The sequence below is a fragment of the Pseudonocardia sp. ICBG601 genome (assembly GCF_020496245.1).
The window spans coordinates 17746-37630 of the sequence record NZ_JAHLJA010000056.1; the positions used below are offsets into that span (position 1 = coordinate 17746).

General features: G+C 74.5%; 23 protein-coding genes and 1 pseudogene. 6 read left to right on the forward strand and 18 right to left on the reverse strand.

All coding sequences use genetic code 11. The features are described from left to right. Positions 1-5 precede the first annotated feature (5 nt). Both KPL57_RS18140 and KPL57_RS18145 read right to left on the reverse strand, forming a co-directional pair. A complete protein-coding gene (locus tag KPL57_RS18140; protein WP_226352503.1) occupies positions 6-1235 on the reverse strand; it encodes a DUF1700 domain-containing protein in 1230 nt (409 codons plus the stop codon). Then, positions 1232-1549 carry a PadR family transcriptional regulator gene (locus KPL57_RS18145; protein ID WP_020624001.1) on the reverse strand — a complete coding sequence of 106 codons (318 nt, stop codon included), beginning with the start codon at positions 1547-1549 and terminating at the stop codon, positions 1232-1234. The genes KPL57_RS18140 and KPL57_RS18145 overlap by 4 nt, the downstream gene beginning before the upstream one ends. Positions 1550-1777: 228 nt before the next feature. Between KPL57_RS18145 and lysA the strand changes: the two genes are divergently transcribed. Beyond that, a complete protein-coding gene (gene lysA, locus KPL57_RS18150; RefSeq protein WP_226352504.1) occupies positions 1778-3112 on the forward strand; it encodes a diaminopimelate decarboxylase in 1335 nt (444 codons plus the stop codon). Positions 3113-3146: 34 nt separating this feature from the next. On the opposite strand, the gene mutM is transcribed toward lysA, so the two are convergent. The 7 genes from mutM to KPL57_RS18185 form a co-directional block, all read right to left on the reverse strand. Beyond that, entirely contained in the window at positions 3147-4025 is an 879-nt protein-coding gene (mutM, locus tag KPL57_RS18155) for a bifunctional DNA-formamidopyrimidine glycosylase/DNA-(apurinic or apyrimidinic site) lyase (RefSeq protein WP_075333115.1), read from the reverse strand. A 5-nt stretch (positions 4026-4030) separates the two neighbouring features. Further along, positions 4031-4780, reverse strand: a complete 750-nt coding sequence (gene rnc, locus KPL57_RS18160) for a ribonuclease III (protein ID WP_020626226.1) — start codon at positions 4778-4780, stop codon at positions 4031-4033. Positions 4781-4788: 8 nt separating this feature from the next. Further along, the gene (gene rpmF, locus KPL57_RS18165; RefSeq protein WP_020626225.1) at positions 4789-4971 is read right to left on the reverse strand and encodes a 50S ribosomal protein L32; all 183 of its coding nucleotides are present in this window, start codon (positions 4969-4971) and stop codon (positions 4789-4791) included. A 70-nt stretch (positions 4972-5041) separates the two neighbouring features. Then, a complete protein-coding gene (locus KPL57_RS18170; protein WP_020626224.1) occupies positions 5042-5617 on the reverse strand; it encodes a DUF177 domain-containing protein in 576 nt (191 codons plus the stop codon). Positions 5618-5643: 26 nt separating this feature from the next. Further along, positions 5644-6000 carry a hypothetical protein gene (locus KPL57_RS18175; RefSeq protein ID WP_226352505.1) on the reverse strand — a complete coding sequence of 119 codons (357 nt, stop codon included), beginning with the start codon at positions 5998-6000 and terminating at the stop codon, positions 5644-5646. A gap of 135 nt (positions 6001-6135) precedes the next feature. Next, positions 6136-6651, reverse strand: coding sequence for a P-loop NTPase (locus KPL57_RS69870; RefSeq protein ID WP_226352506.1), 516 nt, complete (start codon positions 6649-6651; stop codon positions 6136-6138). A gap of 176 nt (positions 6652-6827) precedes the next feature. Next, a complete protein-coding gene (locus KPL57_RS18185) occupies positions 6828-7595 on the reverse strand; it encodes a helix-turn-helix domain-containing protein (protein WP_226352507.1) in 768 nt (255 codons plus the stop codon). Between the two features lie 60 nt (positions 7596-7655). Between KPL57_RS18185 and KPL57_RS18190 the strand changes: the two genes are divergently transcribed. Together KPL57_RS18190 and KPL57_RS18195 are read left to right on the forward strand one after the other, a co-directional pair. Beyond that, complete coding sequence (locus tag KPL57_RS18190; protein ID WP_020626221.1) at positions 7656-8153, forward strand: glyoxalase/bleomycin resistance/extradiol dioxygenase family protein; 498 nt, start codon at positions 7656-7658, stop codon at positions 8151-8153. 226 nt (positions 8154-8379) lie between these two features. Continuing rightward, positions 8380-9672 (forward strand): DUF222 domain-containing protein, encoded by a 1293-nt coding sequence (locus tag KPL57_RS18195; RefSeq protein ID WP_226352508.1) that lies wholly within the window; start codon positions 8380-8382, stop codon positions 9670-9672. A 22-nt stretch (positions 9673-9694) separates the two neighbouring features. On the opposite strand, the gene KPL57_RS18200 is transcribed toward KPL57_RS18195, so the two are convergent. The 7 genes from KPL57_RS18200 to KPL57_RS18230 form a co-directional block, all read right to left on the reverse strand. Continuing rightward, the gene (locus KPL57_RS18200) at positions 9695-10447 is read right to left on the reverse strand and encodes a DivIVA domain-containing protein (protein ID WP_226352509.1); all 753 of its coding nucleotides are present in this window, start codon (positions 10445-10447) and stop codon (positions 9695-9697) included. Positions 10448-10544: 97 nt separating this feature from the next. Continuing rightward, a complete protein-coding gene (gene coaD / locus KPL57_RS18205; protein ID WP_226352510.1) occupies positions 10545-11030 on the reverse strand; it encodes a pantetheine-phosphate adenylyltransferase in 486 nt (161 codons plus the stop codon). 31 nt (positions 11031-11061) lie between these two features. Further along, positions 11062-11808, reverse strand: a complete 747-nt coding sequence (locus KPL57_RS18210; RefSeq protein WP_020626217.1) for a GntR family transcriptional regulator — start codon at positions 11806-11808, stop codon at positions 11062-11064. 8 nt (positions 11809-11816) lie between these two features. Beyond that, positions 11817-12596, reverse strand: a complete 780-nt coding sequence (locus tag KPL57_RS18215) for a glucosamine-6-phosphate deaminase (RefSeq protein WP_226352511.1) — start codon at positions 12594-12596, stop codon at positions 11817-11819. After that, the gene (locus KPL57_RS18220) at positions 12596-13759 is read right to left on the reverse strand and encodes an N-acetylglucosamine-6-phosphate deacetylase (protein ID WP_226352512.1); all 1164 of its coding nucleotides are present in this window, start codon (positions 13757-13759) and stop codon (positions 12596-12598) included. Before KPL57_RS18220 ends, KPL57_RS18215 begins: the two co-directional genes overlap by 1 nt. Continuing rightward, the gene (locus tag KPL57_RS18225) at positions 13756-14022 is read right to left on the reverse strand and encodes an HPr family phosphocarrier protein (protein WP_374203747.1); all 267 of its coding nucleotides are present in this window, start codon (positions 14020-14022) and stop codon (positions 13756-13758) included. Before KPL57_RS18225 ends, KPL57_RS18220 begins: the two co-directional genes overlap by 4 nt. A 26-nt stretch (positions 14023-14048) precedes the next feature. Continuing rightward, the gene (locus tag KPL57_RS18230) at positions 14049-15353 is read right to left on the reverse strand and encodes a PTS transporter subunit EIIC (RefSeq protein WP_226352514.1); all 1305 of its coding nucleotides are present in this window, start codon (positions 15351-15353) and stop codon (positions 14049-14051) included. Positions 15354-15522: 169 nt separating this feature from the next. On the opposite strand from KPL57_RS18230, the gene KPL57_RS18235 reads away from it, so the two are divergent. The 3 genes from KPL57_RS18235 to KPL57_RS18245 are packed head-to-tail and all read left to right on the forward strand — an operon-like array spanning position 15523 to position 16879. Then, positions 15523-15753 (forward strand): glucose PTS transporter subunit EIIB, encoded by a 231-nt coding sequence (locus tag KPL57_RS18235; RefSeq protein ID WP_020626212.1) that lies wholly within the window; start codon positions 15523-15525, stop codon positions 15751-15753. 5 nt (positions 15754-15758) lie between these two features. Beyond that, entirely contained in the window at positions 15759-16199 is a 441-nt protein-coding gene (locus tag KPL57_RS18240) for a PTS glucose transporter subunit IIA (protein WP_226352515.1), read from the forward strand. Beyond that, positions 16196-16879, forward strand: a complete 684-nt coding sequence (locus KPL57_RS18245) for an HAD family phosphatase (protein WP_226352516.1) — start codon at positions 16196-16198, stop codon at positions 16877-16879. The genes KPL57_RS18240 and KPL57_RS18245 overlap by 4 nt, the downstream gene beginning before the upstream one ends. Positions 16880-16886: 7 nt before the next feature. On the opposite strand, the gene rsmD is transcribed toward KPL57_RS18245, so the two are convergent. Next, complete coding sequence (gene rsmD, locus KPL57_RS18250) at positions 16887-17441, reverse strand: 16S rRNA (guanine(966)-N(2))-methyltransferase RsmD (protein WP_226352517.1); 555 nt, start codon at positions 17439-17441, stop codon at positions 16887-16889. A gap of 21 nt (positions 17442-17462) precedes the next feature. Beyond that, positions 17463-19885, reverse strand: a pseudogene (locus KPL57_RS18255) (pyruvate carboxylase); the annotation flags it as partial.

The window sequence follows — 19885 nt, forward strand, 5'->3', positions numbered from 1 at the left end:
CGGCGTCAGCCCGTCGTGGTCGGCGCGGCCGGCACCGGCACGGTCGACTGCGCGGTCGACGGGGCGGTCGACGGGGCGGTCGACGGGGCGGCCGGCGCGCTCGTCGGACGGGGCGCCGTGGTCTGCGGGATCGTCACGACCAGTGGCTGCGGCGGCCGGGTCACGCAGCGCCCGGTCGTCGGGTCGGTCGTGCGGACGCCCCGCGGGTACGGCCCGGGCGCCGGCGGGGTGGACGTGGTGGCATACCGCTCGTCGACCCCCTCGTCGACGCAGGAGTGGTCGTCGACCGCGAGCGGGCGGCCGTTCTCGTCGAACAGGTACACATCGCTCAGCGGCCTCCCCTTCGCGTCGAAGGGCCGCACGTCGGCCACGGTGGTGCCGTCGAGGCTCAGCCCCGGCGGGGTCGAGTAGGACACCGCGTCCCCGGTGCGGTCCTGCCCCTGCGTCAGCACCGCGGCCACCAGCAGTCCCACCGCGAACGCGTTGAGCGGTACGACGGCCCACAGCAGCCGCCGGTCGGCCGCACTGCGCCGGCCGAGCAGCACCGACAGCGGCACCGAGGGCACGGCGAGGACCAGCGCCGTCACCAGCCCGGCGGACCCGCCGCCGCCGAACGCCCACCCGATGAACCCGGCCGCGACCAGGGCGCGCAGCACCCACCAGCCGGGTTGCAACGACACGAGGAACCCCGTGGCGCCGCCGTCGGTACGGGCCCGGTCCAGCCGCTCCCGCAGCGCGACCGCCGACGGCAGCGCCGCGGTGCGCGGCAGCGCGGGTCCCTCGGACCAGACGGTTACGAATCCCGCACCGGCGGTCACCGCCGCGACGAACACCAGCAGCGCCGTCCGGTCCCCGAGCTTCCACAGCACCGATCCGGCCCAGAGCATGAAGAACGCGGCGACGACGAGTGCGGCCACGGCGACCCACGACGTGGCGGCCCGCCCGCGTGGCGCGGGTGCCTGCCGGGCCGGGTAGCCCGCCGCGGTGCGCAGCTCCGCCGCGTAGGCCTCCGGCGTGCCGAGACGGTCGCGGACCGCGGCCCGGTCGAAGGCGGGGCCCAGCTCGTCGGAGAGGTCGGCGAGGTGGCCCCGCGCGTCCTCGACGATCTCCTCGACCTCCGCCGGCGGCAGGTCGGACAGCGCCTCCCGCAGCCCGAGCAGGTACTCGATGCCGACCGGGTCACCGATCCGGGTCGTGGCGGCGCCGTCGGGGCCGCCGGTGCTCTCGGTGCTCACGTGCCCACCAGGCCTTCCATCGTGGTGGCGAACGCACGCCACCGGTCGGTCGTCTCCCGCAGCCGGACCCGGCCCGGTTCGTTGATCGCGTAGTACTTGCGGTGCGGCCCCTCCTCGCTGGGGACCACGTACGAGGTCAGCAGGCCCGCGCCGTAGAGCCGGCGCAGCGTGCCGTAGACCGAGGCGTCCCCCACCTCGGCGAGGCCGGCGCCGCGCAGGGCCCGGACGACCTCGTAGCCGTATCCGTCCGCGCGGTCCAGGACCGCGAGCACCGCGAGGTCGAGCACTCCCTTGAGCAGCTGGCTGGTGTCCATCGCACCTCCTTACGCATCGCAGACTACTACGCGATGCGCAGTAGTCTGCGCACCGCTGCACCGGGCGCGTGTCGAGCCGGGTGTCGGAGCCGGGTGTCAACGGGCCGCCAGTCCTGCGCCGGACGGCGTCAGGGGGGCGTAGCGACGGCGGACGCGCGCGGCCCCGCGGGGCGACAACGGAGGGGCACGGCGCCCGCACCGGGCGCCCGCGACCAAGGAGTCATTCCGGTGACCCTCGCCGACCTGCTCCCCTCCCTCCGCCCGACGCTCGCCGCCCGCCTCGAGCCGGGCCTGTGGCCGGTCACGACCCGCACGACCTCCGACGGCGCCCTGCAGATCGGCGGGGTCGACCTCACCGAGCTCGCCGCCCGCTTCGGCACCCCGGTGCAGGTGCTCGACACCGCCGACGTCCGCGCCCGCTGCCGTGCCTACCGGGCCGCGCTGCCCGACGCCGAGATCGTCTACGCCGGCAAGGCGTTCCTCTGCCGCGGGATGGCCCGCCTGGTCGCCGACGAGGGCTGCTCGGTCGACGCGTGCTCCGGCGGCGAGGTCGCGGTGGCCGCGGCCGCGGGGCTGCCCGGTGACCGCATCGTGCTGCACGGCACCGTCAAGACCGACGAGGACCTGAAGGCGGCGTTCGCCGCGGGCGTCGGGCGGATCGTGCTGGACTCGGCGGCGGAGGTCGACCGGATCGCCGCGCTCGCGCCGCGCCGGCAGAAGGTGCTGCTGCGGATCAGCCCGGACGTCGACGCCGGCACCCACCCGGGGCTCACCACCGGCACCGCGTCGTCGTGGTTCGGGATGCCGCCCGCCGAGGCGCTGGAGGTCGCCGGACGGGTACTGGCCCGCCCCGAGCTGGAGCTGGCCGGGCTGCACTGCCATCTCGGCTCGCAGGTGCCGTCGGTGTCGCGCTACGAGCGGGCCGCGGTCCGCATGGTGGGCGTGATCGCGGCGCTGCGTGCGCGGTACGGGGTCACCGTCGCCGAGCTGGACCTGGGCGGCGGGCACGCGGTCGGCTACGCCGAGGGCGAGCCCTGCCTGGACCCGGCGATCTTCGGCCGGGCCGTGCGGGGCACCCTGGCCCGGGCCTGCGCGGCGCACGGCATCGACGAGCCGCGGCTGCTCGTCGAGCCGGGGCGCGCGATCGTCGCCCGGGCCGGGGTGACGCTCTACCGGGTCGGCGCGGTGCAGCGCTGCGGCGACGGCCGCACCACCGTGCTGGTCGACGGCGGCATGAGCGACGACCCCCGCCCCGCCCTCTACGGCGCCCGCTACCCGGTCCGGCTCGTCGGGCGCGCCACCCGGGCACCACTGGAGTCGGTCCGCGTGGCGGGGCGGCACTGCGAGTCCTCCGACGTGATCGCCGACGGCGTCCGGCTGCCCGCCGACGTCGCCCCCGGGGACCTGCTGGCGGTGCCGGTGTCCGGCGCGTACCACGCCTCGATGGCCTCGACGTACAACCAGGTCCCGCGCCCGCCGGTGGTCGCCGTCGCCGCGGGGGCGTCGCTGCCGCTGCTGCGCCGCGACACCCCGGAGGACCTGCTGCGCCGCGACTGCTCCTGAGGCCCCGCGCCGGTCGGCGCCCGGTCAGCGCCGGTCAGCGGCGGGGCCGTGGGGCCGGCTGGCACCGCGGGCAGGTGAACGACGAACGGTTCATGAACGCGTCCCGGCGGATCGGGGTGCCGCAGCGACGGCACGCCCGGTCCGCCTGGCCGTAGACGTTCAGGGAGCGGTCGAAGTAGCCCGAGGCGCCGTTGACGTTGACGTACAGCGCGTCGAAGGAGGTGCCGCCCTGGGCGAGCGCCTCGTGCATGACGGTCGTCGCGGCGTCGAGGACGGTGTGGCCCTGGGCCCGGGTCAGCTTCTCGGTGGGCCGGGTGCCGTGCAGCCGGGCCCGCCAGAGCGCCTCGTCGGCGTAGATGTTGCCGATCCCGGAGACGACGGTCTGGTCGAGCAGCGCCCGCTTGACCTCGGTGCGACGGCGACGCATCGCCGCGACGGCGTCGTCGGCCGAGAACGCCGGGTCCATCGGGTCGCGGGCGATGTGGGCGACCGGCTCGGGCACCAGGCCGCCGCCCGCGGCCGCGGCGAGGGGGTGCACCGACAGCCCGCCGAAGGTGCGCTGGTCGACGAAGCGGAGCTCGGGGCCGTCGTCGTCGAACCGGACGCGGACCCGCAGGTGCTTCTCGTCGGGCGCGTCCGGGGGTTCGACGAGCATCTGCCCGGACATGCCCAGGTGCGCGAGCAGCGCGTCGTCGCCGGGGCCGGCGGTGTCCAGCTCCAGCCAGAGGTACTTGCCGCGCCGGGCGGCCGCGGACAGCGTGCGCCCGGCCAGCCGGGCGGTAAAGTCGTCCGCCCCGGTGGGGTGCCGGCGCACCGCGCGCGGATGCAGGACCTCGACGCGCGCGATCCGCCGGTCCAGCACGTGGTCGGCGAGGCCGCGGCGGACGACCTCGACCTCGGGCAGTTCCGGCATCGCGGCTACCGCCCGGAGCCGGCACTCTCGTCGGACAGCGCGTGCCAGGCGATCTCGGCCGCCTTCTGCTCGGCCTCCTTCTTGGTGCGTCCCGCGCCGCTGCCGAGGTCACGACCCCCGACGACGGCCGTCGCGGTGAACACCTTCAGGTGGTCCGGGCCCTCCTCGTCGATCCGGTACTCGGGCACACCGTGCCCGCCGGCGGCGGTGAGCTCCTGCAGGCTGGTCTTCCAGTCCAGGCCCGCGCCGAGCAACGGGGCACTGTGCAGCAGGTCCGCGAACAGCCGGTGGATCAGCTCACGGGACGGCTCGAGGCCGTGCGCGAGGTACACCGCGCCGAGCAGCGCCTCGGTGGCGTCGGCCAGGATGCTGGCCTTCGACCGGCCGCCGGTCAGCTCCTCACCGCGCCCCAGGTAGAGGTACGCGCCGAGGCCGTGCGGCACACCGTCCGGTGTGGGCAACGCCACGGCGACGGTGGCGAGCGCGTGCATGTTGACCACGCTCGCGCGCAGCTTCGCCAGCTGCCCCTCGGGGAGGTCCGGGTGGTCCCGGTACAGCCGCTCGGTGATCACGATCGACAGCACCGAGTCGCCCAGGAACTCCAGGCGCTCGTTGGTCGGCAGTCCACCGTGCTCGTAGGCGTAGGACCGGTGGGTCAGCGCCAGCGTGAGCAGCGTCTCGTCCAGGTCCACACCGAGTGCGGACAGCAGAGGTGACCGGTCCGTCACCGGACCGGTCACACTCTTGTCGCCCACTGCTGCGATCAGGCCGGGCTGGTGACCTGACGACCGTCGTACTGCCCACAGGTCGGGCAGGCGATGTGCTGCAGCTTCGGCTCACGGCAGGCGCGGTTCGAGCAGGCGACCAGGGTCGGCGCAGTGGCCTTCCACTGCGACCGGCGCGCACGCGTGTTCGACCGCGACATCCGGCGCTTGGGAACGGCCATGATGACACTCCTCGGTACTTCGAACGATCAGGTCTGCCCACCGGGGAGCGGGCTCACGGGGAGCCGCCGCTCAGTCGGTGGAGGGCAGGCGCTCACGGAGCGCCGCCCAACGAGGATCCAGTGTCTCATGCCCGTGATCCGATGGGAGATCGGCCCACCTCTCCCCGCACTCGACGCACAGACCAGGGCAGTCCTCGCGGCACAGCGGTGCCATCGGCAGCTCGGTCACGATCGCGTCGCGCACGGCCTGGGTGAGGTCGATGCGCTCGTCGACCAGGCGCGGGATCTCGTCGGCGTCGGTGGTCTCCTCGGTGACCGAGTCCGGGTAGGCGAACAGCTCGCCGATCCGGACCTGCACGTCCTCGCCGATCGGCTCCAGGCAGCGCGAGCACTCCCCCGCCAGCCGGGCGTCGGCGGTGCCGGAGACGTAGACGCCCTCGGTCACCGACTCCAGGGACACGTCGAGCTCGACGTCTGACCCGCCGGGGACGGTGATCACCCCGGTCAGGCCGATCTCGGCGTCGCCGGACGGCGCGGGGACCGTGCGGGCCACGGTGCGCTGGTTGCCGGGGCGGCGGGCCAGCTCGCGGGTGGAGAGGACCCAGGGGTTGTCGTCGGGACGGTTCTGGCTGCGCGCGGTGTTCATCTCGCCGACCAGCGTACGCGGCCCGGTCAGTCGCGTCGTCGCACGTCGAACGCGTCGGCGACCAGGGCACCCAGCTCCAGGAACGCGTCCGCGGTGGCCGGTCGGAGCCGGGCCGGGTCGATCCGCCCGCCGGTGGCCAGGTGCGGGTCGTGCGGCACCTCGACGACGCCGCGCACCCGCTGGGCGAAGTGCTCGCGGATCCGGGCGGCGTCGACCTCGGCGCTGCGCCGGTCGCAGGACAGCACGACCACCGCGTTGCGGACGAGGTCGCCGTGGCCGTGCGCGACCAGCCAGTCCAGCGTCTTGCTGGCCCGACCCGCCCCGTCGACGGTGGGGGCTCCCACGACGACCACGGAGTCGGCGCGAGCGAGGGTGCCCTGCATCGTGGAGTGCACCATCCCGGTGCCCGAGTCGGTGATGATGATGTCGAAGAAGCGGCCCAGCAGGTCGACGACGCGCTCGTACTCGTCGCGGGAGAACGCCTCACCGGAGGCGGGGTCCTGCTCCGAGGCCAGGACCTACAGGCGTCCGGCGAGGCTCGTGTAACGGGACACGTCGGTCCAGGTGCCGACCCCCTCCAGGTCGTTCAGCAGCTCGCGGACGGTGATCCGGGAGTCGCCGGTCAGCCGGTCGGCGAGCGTGCCGGCGTCGGGGTTCGCGTCGAGGACGACGGCCCGGTCCCCTCGGTGCTCGGCCAGCGCCTGCCCGAGGCAGGCCGCGACCGTGGTCTTGCCGACGCCGCCCTTCACCGACATGACCGCCACCCGGTGCGCACCGGCCAGTGGTGCGCGGACCCGGGCCAGCATCCCGGTGCGGAGCTCCTCGGCGTCGCTGGGGCCGGGGTTCACCCGGCCACCGGTGATGTCGTAGAGGGCACGACGCCAACCGGTGCGCGGCCGGTCGGGCCGGGGCCGCAGCATGGCGTCCTCACGCAGGTCCGCCGCGGCGTTCCCACGCCGAGCCTCGGAGCGGGGCAGCTCGGGACGCGGGGCCTCGGGGGGCGGGGCCTCGGGGGGCGGGGCCGGGTTCGTCACGGGGGGTCCTTCCAGCCGGTGCCCATAGCGTTCCCACCAGGTCGTCGGGTCGGGTTCGGGCCGGCGTGCCATGCGCGGGAGAGTAGTACGGCGGGTGACCTGGATTCCTGCTTCCGGCGTATCCGATCACAGTGTTTGCCCGCGGTGAAGCACCTGCGCCGCAGCCGTTGCCGCGATCACCCGGCCGCGCGGGCCGCCTGCCGGGTGGCGCCGGGGGTCTCGCCGAGCACGGCCCGGTAGCGACGGGTGAAGTGGGCCTGGTCGGCGTAGCCGAGTTCGGCGGCCAGCCCGGCCAGCGCGGCGTCCGGGTCGGTCCGGAGCACCGCGGCGGCGTGCTGCAGGCGACGGCACTCGATCAGCCACAGCGGGGTCAGCCCGATGTGGCCGCGGACCAGCCGTTCCAGTGTCCGCGGCGCGACGCCGACGAGCTCGGCGAGCTGGTCGGCGCGTACGACGTCGGTGCGGGACTCGGCCAGCGCGCAGGCCCGGTTGACCAGGCGTCCGGCGTCGGTGACCCGGTCGGCCAGCGGGGCGAGCCAGTCCCGCACCGTCGCGGCCGGGTCGCCGCACGCCACGGCCGCGGTCAGCTCCGCCACCGGCGCGGCGTGGACCTCCTCGTCGGCGCCACGCAGTGCGGCCGGTGCGGTGGCGGTGAACAGCGGGGTCGCGCCGGGCCGGAGCAGCACGCCGACGACCCAGGACCGCCCGGTCAGCTCCCGGACGTCGACGCCGGTGCGCGGCCCGTGCAGCGTCGCGGTGACCGGGTCGGTGACGAGGTTGAACGCCGGGTACTGCAGCACCCGCTGGCGCACCGTGCGCCCGGGCGGCACGTCCCAGCGGGCGGTCCACACCCAGCGCACGAGGTCGTCGAGCCCGATCCGAACCCGGTCGAGGGCGACCTCCGGGGCGCCCGGGTTCAGGTGCCCGCGCGACTCGACGGTCATCGGCCACTCCTGTCGGCAATGTTCAATCCGCCTGTGTCGCGGGGCGGGCACGCTCGTCCCATGGAGCTCACGAGCAGCGTCACCGGCACCCACACCACCGACGGCCGCCCGCACGGGGTCACCTCGCTCACCCCGCACCTGGTGGCCTCACCCGCCCGCGCGGCGATCGAACTCTACTGTGCCGCCTTCGGGGCCCGGGTGCTCTCGGTCACCGAGATGGGCGACATGATCGGGCACGCCGAGCTGGAGCTGGCGGCCGGCCGGTTCACCGTCTCCGACGCGATGCCCGACTACGGCCTCGTCGCCGCCCCGGCGGGCGACCACCCGGTGTCGCTGTCGCTCGCGGTGTACGTGCCCGACACCGACGCGACCGTCGCCACGCTGGCCGAGGCCGGATCGACCGTGCGAGAGCCGGTCTCGACGTTCGTGTCCGGGGACCGGTTCGGCTCGGTCGTCGACCCGTACGGAGTGCGGTGGGCGGTGATGACCCGGGTGGAGGACCTGTCGCCGGAGGAGAGCGCGCGGCGGGTCGCCGAGTGGGCGGCGGAGCAGGGCTGACGGTGGGGCGAGCGGGGCCCCGATCGGCGCGCCGGCGTCCCGGCCGCAGCCGACGGCACACGGCAGGGCCGGCCGGGACCTCGGCCCTGCCGTGGTCCCGGGGTGCCGGCGCATCGTGCTCCCGCTGATGCCTGGGCGCAGGACCTTCACCGTTCTCGCAGCTCACGAGTTCGCAATGGTGAACGGGAACTAGCGATCGAACACACATTCGAATAGCATCGGCGATGTGACCGCGACCCAGGAGCCACCCGCCCACGCCACCGGCGTGGGCTCCGGCCGGTTCCGCTCCGGTGACCTCGCCCTCATCCAGCTCCTGATCGACCAGGCCATCGGCGACGACACCACACTGCTCTCCGAGGCCGACCTGATCGACCAGGTCCAGCAGATCGAGTCCGTCCAGGCCTCCCTCGCCGCGCTGCAGGCGAGTCGGATCCGGGCGTTCGCCCAGACGCACATCCAGAACCGGCTCACCGATGACGGGACCGACGGGAGCGACCGCGCCCGGACCGACCCCGAGCGGCTCCACCGCAGCGTCGTCGCCCAGATCCAGCTCGCCTGCCGGGTCTCCACCACCGAGGCCCGCACCCGCGTGGCGAACGCCCGCGACCTGCACTCCGGGCTCGACCACGTCCGCGGCCTCCACACCGCCGGTGAGCTCAGCGCCGCCAAGGTCACCGCCATCGCCGTCGAATGCCGCGACCTCGACCCACACCAGCGCAGGCAGGTCGACACCCGCCTCGCCGCACACGACCTCACCCGGCTCGGCATCGGCCGGCTCCGCGCCATGACCCGCCGCCTGGTCGCCGAAATCGCGCCCGAACGCTTCCGAGCCCGCGTCCACGCCGCCGCGGCCGAACGTCGGGTCACCCTGCGCCCGGCACCGGACGCGATGAGCTACCTCACCGCCTACATCCCCGTCGCACAGGGCGCGGCCTGCCTCGCCGCACTGCAGAAAGCCTTCGTGCAGGTCCAGGTCGACCCGGCACCCCTGACCCGCAGCCGCGGGCAGATCATGGCCGACACCCTGGTCGAACGCGTCACCGGACAGGCCACCGCGACCGCGGTCAACCTCGAAGTCCAGGTCACCGTCCCGGTCCAGGCCCTGCTCGACCCCACCCCCTCCCCACTGCCCGCGGAGATCCCCGGACTCGGACCCGTCCCGGTCGAGCTGCTCGCCACCAGCGAGGGCACCGCGTCCCTGCGCCGACTGCTCACCGACCAGGGCCTGGTCATCGGCGGCGACTCACGCCAACGCACCTTCACCGGACTCCTCGCCACCCTCGTGAAAGCCCGAGCGAACAACCGGTGCACCGAGCCCTACTGCGACGCACCCCTCCGCCACATCGACCACATCCACCGCCACACCGACGGCGGACACACCGAACTCGACAACGGACGCGGACTGTGCGAGTTCCACAACCACATCCGCGAACAACCCGGATGGCACGTCACCCGAACACCCGACGGGACCGTCCTCACGACCACACCCACCGGACACACCTACCGCGGACCGGACTGACCCGACCCGGTGCCGGCGGCCGTCAGTCGATCAGGTCCATCCCGGTGCCGGTGCGCCCCTGCTCCGGGGGCAGCCCGCCGCCGTAGTTCGGGCCGTACTGACCGCGCCAGATCTGGCTGCGCCCGCGCCCGACGACGCCCAGCGCGTTGTTCAGGGTGGTCTCCAGCTCGCCGAGGGTGGTGTCGACGTAGTCGTCGCACTCGCGGCGCAGCCGGTCGGCCTCGGCGTGCGCGCCGTCGACGATCCGGCCGGCCTCGGCGTGCGCGGAGCGGACGACCTCGGTCTGGGACACCAGCCGGGTCTGCTCGTTCTGCCCGTCGGCGATGAGCCGGTCGTGCGCGGCCCGCCCGGCGTGGCTCATCCGCTCGGCCTCGTCACGGGCCCGGTCGGTGAGCTCGGCGTACTGACGGCGACCCTCGGCGACGGCGCGCTCCGCCTCGTGGCGGGCCTCGGCCAGGGTGCGCGCGGCTTCCTCCTGCGCCTCGGCGACGAGCCGCTCGGCCTCGGTGCGCGCGTTCTGCAGCGTCTCCTCGGCCTCGGAGTTCGCCGCGGTCCGAGTCTCCTCCGCCTCGCGCTCGGCCTCGGACACGATGTCGTCGCGCCGGTCGAGCACGTCCTGGGCGTCGTCCATCTCGCCCGGGATCGCCTCGCGGACGTCGTCGAGCAGCTCCAGCACGTCGCCGCGCGGGACCACGCAGTTCGACGTCATCGGGACGCTGCGCGCCTCCTCGACGATCGTCACCAGCGCGTCCAGCGACTCGAAGACCCGGTACACGCGAGCGATCCTCTCACCGTCGCGGGCGCGGACCCGTTATTCGGCGCCGCTCCCGCGTGTCAAGTTCCGACCGGGTGAGCCTCGCAGGGGTCCAGGCTCAGCCGGACAGGCGCTCCAGCAGCCGGGTGTGCACGCTCGGCGGGAGGAACGCGGTGACGTCGCCGCCGCCGCGGGCGACCTCCTTGACCAGCGAGCTCGACACGTAGACCTGACCGGGCGCGCCGGGCAGGAACAGCGTCTCGATCCCGGTCAGGTGCCGGTTCATGTGCGCCATGGGGAGCTCGTAGTCGTAGTCCGTCGCGCCGCGCAGGCCCTTGACCATCGCCCGGGCGCCGCGCTCACGGCAGTAGTCGACGACGAGGCCCTGGAACGACTCGACCCGCACGCCCGGCAGGTCCGCGGTGATCTCGGTGAGCATCGCGACACGCTCGTCGACGGAGAACAGCCCCTCCTTGCGGGGGTTCACGAGGATCGCGACGTACACCTCGTCGAACAGCCCCGCGGTGCGGGCGATGACGTCGAGATGCCCCACCGTCGGCGGGTCGTAGGAACCGGGGCAGACGGCGCGGCGGACCTCGGGCATGGGGCGGAACCTATCAGCCGGTGATCACCGGTCAGGCCCAGCTCCGGTCGAGCGACATGTGCAGCTCGTAGCGGTCACCGCGGTAGTGGGACACGGTGTACTCGACCGGCCGGTCGCCGGAGCTGGCGGTCCGGTCGAACACCAGGACCGGGTGCCCGGCGGGGATCCCGAGCAGGACCGCCGAGGCCTCGTCGGCCTGCCGGGCGGCGACGGTCTGCTCGGCGCGGTCGATGGGGAGCCGGTAGTGGTCCTGCAGGATCTTGTAGACCGAGCCGCTGAGGTCGTGGGCGTCGAGGTCGGGGACCCGCTCGGCGTCGTACCAGGCGTCGTCGATCGACATCGGCACCCCGTCGGCGACGCGCAGCCTCCGCAGGTGCCAGCACCGGCCGTCGGGACCCTGGCCGAGCGCACGGACGGCCTCCGGCGGCCCGGTGGTGCAGGCGACCTCGAGGACGACCGTGGTCGGGGTGAGTCCGAGCCGGCGCATGTCGTCGTGGAAGGACGCGAGGTGCAGCCGGGAGCGCGCGGTGCGGGCGGCGACGTAGGTGCCCTTGCCGCGGACCCGGGTCAGCAGCCCGTCGCGCTCCAGCTCGCCGACGGCGGCCCGCACCGTCACCCGGCTCACGCCGTGGTCAAGACACAGCCTGCGCTCGCTGGGGAAGGGGTCGCCCGGTGAGAAGTCCCGCGCGATCGTCTCCGCGAGCAGGGTGCGGAGCTGCTCGTGCTTGGGCACGACCCCGTCGCCGATCCGGACCTCGCCGTTCATGGTGCCGTCCACCGTAGCCACTACCGCCCCCGTCCCGGTGCGCCGACCTGCCCGGCCGCGACGGGCCCGGCCCGCTCCCCGGCGGCCGCCCGGTCGAGCACGAGCGTGCAGTGCGGGTGGGTGCGCAGCACGGTCGCGGGCACGTCGGTCGTGACCGGTCCGGACACGGTCGCCGCCACGGCTGCGCGCTTGCCCTCCCCGGTCGCGACGAGCACGATCCGCCGCGCACCGGTGATGGTGGCCAGCCCCTGGGTGAGCACCCGGTGCGGCACGTCGGCCGGACGGTCGAAGAAGCGTGCGTTGTCGGCGCGGGTCCGCTCGGTCAGCGTCGTGACCCGGGTGCGCGAGTCGAACGGCGAGCCGGGCTCGTTGAACCCGATGTGGCCGTTCCCGCCGATGCCCAGGATCTGCAGGTCCACCGGGCCGTGCGCGGCGAGCAGCCGCTCGTAATCGGCGGCGGCCGCCTCCGGGTCGGCGCGGGTGCCGTCGGGAGCGTGCACCGCGGCCGGGTCGATGTCGAGGTGGTCGGTCAGCTCCCGGCGGATGACCTCGCGGTAGGACTGCGGATGCCCCGCGGGCAGGCCCAGGTACTCGTCGAGCAGGAACGCCCGCGCCCCGGCGAAGGACAGCCCCTCCTCGCGGTGCCGCCGGATCAGCTCGGCGTAGGCGGGCAGCGGGGAGCTGCCGGTGGCGAGCCCGAGGGTCGCCGGCCGGCCGGTGTCACGGGCCAGGACCTCGGCGACGGCGTCGGCGACCGCCCGCCCGCAGGCCCGTGGGTCGTCGAGGACCACGACCTCCATCACGCACCCCCACCGATGACGGGCTCCCCGGCACGCAGCACGTGGCGCGGCCGCAGGTCCGCGTCGGTGACGAGCACGTCGGCGCGGTGGCCCGGGACCAGCGACCCGACCTCGCCGTCGAGCCCGAGGAGCCGGGCCGGCGTGCGGGTCGCGGCGAGCACCGCGTCCGGCAGCCGGACCCCCGCGTCGCGCACCGTGGCCCGGACGACGTCGACCAGGCACGCGGTGCCGCCCGCGATGGGCCCGTCCGGGATCCGGGCGACGCCGTCCTCGACCCGGACCTGCATCGTGCCCAGGCGGTACTGGCCGTCGGGCATCCCGGCCGCGGCCATCGCGTCGGTGACCAGCGCGACCCGGTCCGGCCCGACGAGGTCGAACACCGCGGCGACGGTCTCGGCGGCCAGGTGCACCCCGTCCGCGACGAGCTCCACGACGAGCTCGCCCCGCGCAGCCGCCGCCAGGCACGCCGCGGCCGGCCCGGGCGCCCGGTGGTGCATCGGGGGCATCGCGTTGAACAGGTGGGTGGCGCTCATCGGTGCCCCGCCGGCCCGTTCGATCCCGGTCGCGGTGGTGCGGGCGTCGGCGTCGGTGTGGCCGATGCTCGGCAGCACGCCGTGCGTGGCGAGCACCGCGAGCAGGTCCGCCGCGTGCGCGGTCTCCGGTGCGTAGGTCACCGACGCCACGGCGCCGTCGGCCTTGGTCAGCAGCTCGTCGAGCAGCACGGGGTCGCCCGGGAGGATCGCGCGCGGGTCGTGCGCTCCGCACCGCGCGGTCGCCAGGAACGGGCCTTCCAGGTGGATCCCGGCGAGGTCCCCGGCGACGACGAGCGGGCGCAGCGTCGCGATCCGTTCGGCCAGCACGGTCGGCGGGGCCGAGACGAGCGAGGCAACCGTCGTCGTCGTGCCGTGCGCCCGGTGGTGGGCGACGGCCGCCGCGGCCCCGGCCGCCGTCGCGTCCGGGAAGCCGTGTCCGGCACCGCCGTGGTCGTGCACGTCGACCAGCCCGGGCAGCAACAGCGACGACGACGCGGGCGGGAGCGGACCGTCGTACGCCGCGGCCGGGACGACCGCGACGATCCGGTCCCCCGCGACCGCGACGACCGAGTCCGGGAGCAGCCGGCCGTCGGTGACGACGGTGCCGCGCAGCACGCGGTCCGCCGTCACGCGTCGTGGTCCGTCTCGAGCAGCGCCACGAGGCCGTCCAGCGCGGCGGGTGCGTCGTCGCCGTCGGCCCGCAGCACGACCTCGTCACCGAAGACGACGCCGAGGGTCATGAGCCCGAGGACGCTGCGGGCGTCGACCGGGTCCTTCCCCTGCGTCGCGACGGTGACGTCCAGTCCGGTGGCGCCTGCCGCGCGGGCGAACAGCGCGGCCGGGCGGGCGTGCAGCCCCACCCGGGACGCGACGATGGCGGTGCGGGTGTGCACGGTGCTCTCCTGCTCCTCGTGGGTGGTCACCGGTCGGTCCGTCCGGCGGTGTCGGTGTCCCCGGTGGCCCCGGTGGTCCCGGCGCTCTCGGTGGTCGCGGCCGTGACGGTGGCCGGTGTGGTCTCGGTGCCGGTGGTCTCGTCGTCCTCCCGGCCAGGGGTGCGCAGGTTCCAGCGGCGGATCACGAAGCGGAACAGCACGTAGTAGACGACGGCGTAGGCCAACCCGATCGGGATCAGCCACAGCGGACGGGTGGACTGGCCGAAGTTGAGGACGTAGTCGATCGCGCCGGCGGAGAAGGCGAACCCGCTGTGGATGTCGAGCGCGTTGACCAGCGCGAGCGAGGTGCCGGTGAGCACCGCGTGGATCAGGTACAGCGGCCACGCGACGTAGACGAAGGCGTACTCGAGCGGCTCGGTGATGCCGGTGACGAAGGAGGTCAGCGCGACCGACACCATGATCCCGCCGACCAGCTTGCGCCGCTCCGGGCGGGCCTCGTGCCAGATCGCGAGTGCCGCGGCGGGCAGCGCGAACATCATGATCGGGAAGAAGCCGGTCATGAAGGTGCCCGCGGTCGGGTCACCCTGGAAGAACCGCTGCAGGTCGCCGTGCACCCCCTGGTAGTCCCCGATGAGGAACCAGACGACGTTGTTGACGATGTGGTGCAGCCCGATCGGCAGCAGCAGCCGGTTCACCAGGCCGAAGATCCCGCCGCCGACGACCGCGTTCTCCCCGACCACAGTGCCCAGCCCGGTCAGCCCGGCGTTGAAGACCGGGTAGACCAGGCTCATCACCGACGCGATCACCATCATCGAGACGGCGGTGAGGATCGGGACCAGCCGACGGCCGTTGAAGAAGCCGAGGAAGGTCGGCAGCGTCGTGCGGTGGAAGCGCTGCCACAGCAGCGCCGCGACGAGCCCCGCGACGATGCCGCCCAGCACCCCGCAGTCGATCGTGGCCTGCTCGCCCTTCGAGTCGAGCACCCCGGGCAGCAGCACCGGGGACAGCGCGGTGAACACGCCGTCCATGACGAGGTAGCCGACGAGGGCCGCCAGCGCGGTGGAGCCGTCGGAGCGGCGCGCCCAGCCGATCGCGATGCCGACCGCGAAGATCATCGGGAGGTGGTCGAACAGCGCGCCGCCGGCCGCGGCGAGCACCGCCGCGGGCTGCTTCAGCGCCTCGACCCCGCCGAGCAGGTCGTCCTGCCCGAGACGCAGCAGCAGACCGGCCGCGGGCAGGACGGCGATCGGGAGCATCAGGCTCCGGCCGAGACGCTGCAGGCCGGCCAGCCCGGCCCGTCGTCGTACCGGTTCCGCTGTGGAGGTGCTCATGGGCTCGCACTCCTCGTGAGGTGTCGGCGACCGGGGCCGGTGCGCGGGCGTTGTGGAGCCGCCGCGTCAGCCGGTACGGTCTGGTTATAACCAGTGAGGGTGCGGGGCGATCGCGGCACTGTCAAGACACTGGTCATGACCAGTAGTGACCGGAGAGCGGAGGAACCCCATGAGCAGGGCCGACGACATCGTGGCGGGGCTGGGCGGGCCCGGGAACATCACCGACATCGAGGCGTGCATCACCCGGCTGCGGACCGAGGTCGGCGACCCCGGCCTGGTCGACGACGCCGCGCTGAAGGCCGCCGGGGCGCACGGTGTGGTCCGGTCCGGGACCGTCGTGCAGGTCGTGATCGGGCCGGAGGCGGAGAACCTCTGCGACGACGTCCGGGACCTCCTGTGAGATCCGTGCTCGCGCCCGTCGACGGGACCGTGGTCGGGCCGGCGGGAGTGCCGGACCCGGTGTTCCGTGACGAGCTGCTCGGCGGTGGGACGGCCGTCGAGCCGTCCGCGGACGCCACCGAGGCGGTCGTGCTGGCCCCGGTCGGCGGGACGGTCGCGGCGCTGCACCCGCACGCCTTCGTCGTCGCCCCCGCCGACGGGCCCGGGGTGCTGGTGCACGTCGGGATCGACACGGTCTCGCTCGGCGGGGCCGGGTTCACCGTGCACGTCGCGAAGGGCGACCCGGTCGAGCCGGGCACCCCGGTGCTGACCGTCGACCTCGCCGCCGTGCGGGCGGCCGGACTGGCCGCGACCTGCCCGGTCGTCGTGCTGGACTCACCCGCCGGGTCGGTCAGCGCCCCCACCGGGCACACCGTGCACGCCGGCGACGAGCTGTTCCGCCTGTGAGCGGCGCCGACGCAGTGGCCACCGTCCCCGACGGGGCCCCGGTCGTCTTCGACCTCGACGGCACCCTCGTGCGCAGCGAGCACGTGCACCGTCGGATCTGGGCCCGGTTCTTCGCCGAGTGGGGCGCCGAGGTCGACGACGACACCTACCGGCACCGGTTCATGGGCCGCCGCGCGGTCGACGTGCTGCGCGAGGTCGACGGGCCGTGGCGCGGCGAGGACCCCGACGAGCTCGCCGCACAGCTGGCCGGGCACGGCTCCGCCCTCGCCGAGGACGTCGACGTCGTCCCCGGCGCACCCGCACTGCTCCGCTCGCTGGCCGAGCGCGGGCACCGGCTCGCGGTGGTGACGAGCGCCCGCCGCGGCTGGGCGGACCGGGTGCTGGGCGACGTGCTCGGCGCGGCCCCGCTGGTCGAGCTGGTCGTCACCGCCGAGGACGTGGTGCGCGGCAAGCCGGACCCGGAGGGCTACCTCGCCGCATGCCGCCGTCTCGCCGCCGACCCGGGCGGCTGCGTCGCGTTCGAGGACTCCGTCGCCGGGGTGTCCTCGCTGGTCGCGGCCGGGATGGGCACCATCGTCGGGGTACGGACGACGGCCGGGGACGCGGAGCTGACCGCAGCCGGGGCGCACCGCACGGTGCCCGACCTGACGCCCGACCGGCTGCTGGGCCCGGCGGCCTGATCCGGGCTCAGCCCACGAGCGAGCCGTGGTGCAGGACGGTGTCGCCGTAGCGGCGTGACCGGCCCGCGGTGAACCCCTCCGGCCAGGCGAACTCGCCCGACGCCTTCGCCCGCTCGACGACGACGGCCGCCCCGGGTGCGAGCCAGCCGTGGACGGCGGCGGCGCTCAGCCAGCCCGCGACCTCGTCGTCGGGCACCGCGTAGGGCGGGTCGACCAGCACGACGTCGAACGCCCGCGGCGCGGGCCCGGCCAGCACGGTCCCGGCCCGCCCCGCGACGACCGTCCCGCCGAGCCCGACCGCGGCCAGGTTGCGCCGCAGCACCCCGGCGGCCCGCTTGTCCGACTCGACGAACAGCGCCTCGGCGGCGCCCCGGGACAGTGCCTCCAGCCCCAGCGCGCCGGAGCCCGCGCACACGTCCAGCACGGCGGCGCCGTGCAGGCCCGGGTCGTGGTCGAGCGCGGAGAACAGCGCCTCCCGGACCCGGTCCGACGTCGGCCGGGTCCCCGACGGCGGCACGGCGAGCCGTCGTCCGCCCGCCGTGCCCGCGATCAGCCTGGTCATCGCTCCATCGTGCCGTGCGGCTCAGTCCAGCTCGACCAGCAGGTCCCCGCCCTCGACCTGGGTGACCTTCCCGATCGCGAGCCGCGTGACGGTGCCGGCCCGGTGCGCGGTGATCGACGCCTCCATCTTCATGGCCTCGATGGTGGCGACGGTCTGGCCGTCGTCGACGGTGTCGCCCTCCTCGACCTGCAGCGTCACGACACCGGCGAACGGGGCGGCGACGTGCGCGTCGTTGCCCTTCTCCGCCTTCTCCGCGGCCTTCACCTCGGTGGCAACCGACTCGTCGCGCACCGACACCGGGCGCAGCTGGCCGTTCAGGGTGGTCAGCAGGGTGCGGTAGCCGCGCTCGTCGGGCTCGGAGACGGCCTCCAGCTCGATGATCAGCGTGACGCCGGGCTCGAGGTCGACGGTGTGCTCGAGGTCCTCCTCCAGGCCGTAGAAGAAGTCCTTCGACGACAGCACCGCGGTGTTGCCGTACTGCTCGCGGTGGGTGTCGAAGTCCTTGGTCGGGCCGGGGAACAGCAGCCGGTTCAGCGTGCGGCGCCGGTCGTGGGCGAGACCCTCGCGGTCGTCGCCGGACAGTTCCGCCTTCTCCGCCTCGGGGCTGCGGCCCTCCAGCGCGCGGGTCCGGAACGGCTCCGGCCAGCCCGCGGGCGGCGAACCCAGCTCACCGCGCAGGAACCCGATCACCGAGTCCGGGATGTCGAAGCTCGCCGGGTCCTTCTCGAAGTCCGCGGGCTCCACCCCGGCCCCGACCAGGTGCAGGGCCAGATCACCGACAACCTTCGACGACGGCGTCACCTTCACCAGCCTGCCCAGCATCCGGTCCGCGGCGGCGTAGCAGTCCTCGATCAGCTCGAACCGGTCGCCCAGCCCGAGCGCGATCGCCTGCTGGCGCAGGTTCGACAGCTGCCCGCCGGGGATCTCGTGGTGGTAGACCCGCCCGGTCGGCGACGCGAGCCCGGACTCGAACGGCGCGTAGACCTTGCGCACCGCCTCCCAGTACGGCTCCATGTCCCCGACCGCGGCCAGGCTCAGCCCGGTCGCACGGTCGGTGTGGTCGGTGGCCGCGACCAGCGCCGACAGCGACGGCTGGCTCGTGGTGCCGGCCATCGAGGCGACCGCGCCGTCGACGGCGTCGACCCCGGCGTCGATCGCCGCGACCAGCGTCGCGAGCTGACCGCCCGCGGTGTCGTGGGTGTGCAGGTGCACCGGGAGGTCGAAGCGTTCCCGCAACGCCGTGACCAGCGTCCGCGCCGCCGGCGGGCGCAGCAGCCCGGCCATGTCCTTGATCGCCAGCACGTGCGCACCGGCCTCGACGATCTCCTCGGCCAGGCGCAGGTAGTAGTCGAGGGTGTAGAGCTTCTCCCCCGGTCCGACAGGTCCGCGGTGTAGCAGAGCGCGACCTCGGCCAGCGCCGTGCCGGTGCTGCGGACGGCGTCGATGGCCGGACGCATCTGGGACACGTCGTTGAGGGCGTCGAAGATCCGGAAGATGTCCATGCCGGTGTCCGCCGCCTCCTGCACGAAGGCGTCGGTCACCTCCGTCGGGTACGGCGTGTAGCCGACGGTGTTGCGCCCGCGCAGCAGCATCTGGGTGCAGATGTTCGGCGCCGCCGCCTTGATCGCGGCGAGCCGGTCCCACGGGTCCTCGGCGAGGAAGCGCAGGGCGACGTCGTAGGTCGCACCGCCCCAGCACTCCAGCGACAGCAGCTCGGGCATGGTGCGCGCCACGTAGGGCGCGACCGCGAGCAGGTCCCGGGTCCGGATCCGGGTCGCCAGCAGCGACTGGTGGGCGTCGCGGAACGTCGTGTCGGTGACGGCGACGGCGGTCTGCTCACGCAGCCCGGCGCGCGAAGCCCTCGGGACCGAGCTCGCGCAGCAGCTGCGCGGAGCCGTCCGGCGCCGGCGTCTCCAGGTCGACACCGGCGGGCAGCTTGTCCACCGGCTCCACGACCAGCGGCCGGTCACCATTGGGCTTGTTGACCGTGACCTCGCCCAGGTACTGCAGGATCCGCGAGCCGCGGTCGGCCGACGGGCGGGCCTTGAGCAGGTGCGGGCGCTCCTCGATGAAGCTGGTGGTCACCCGGCCCTGCTTGAAGTCCTCGTCCTCCAGCACGGCGGCCAGGAACGGCAGGTTCGTCGCCACACCGCGGATCCGGAACTCGGCCAGCGCGCGCCGGGCGCGCCGGGCGGCGTTGGCGAAGTCGTGGCCGTGGCAGGTCAGCTTACCAGCATCGAGTCGAAGTGCGCCGAGACCTCGGCGCCGACGTGCACGGTGCCGCCGTCCAGGCGCACGCCCGGGCCGCCCGGGGAGCGGTAGACCGACAGCGTGCCGACGTCGGGGCGGAACTCGTTGGCCGGGTCCTCGGTGGTGATGCGGGTCTGCATCGCCGCACCGGTGAGGGTGATGTCGTCCTGGGTCAGCCGCAGCTCCGGCAGCGT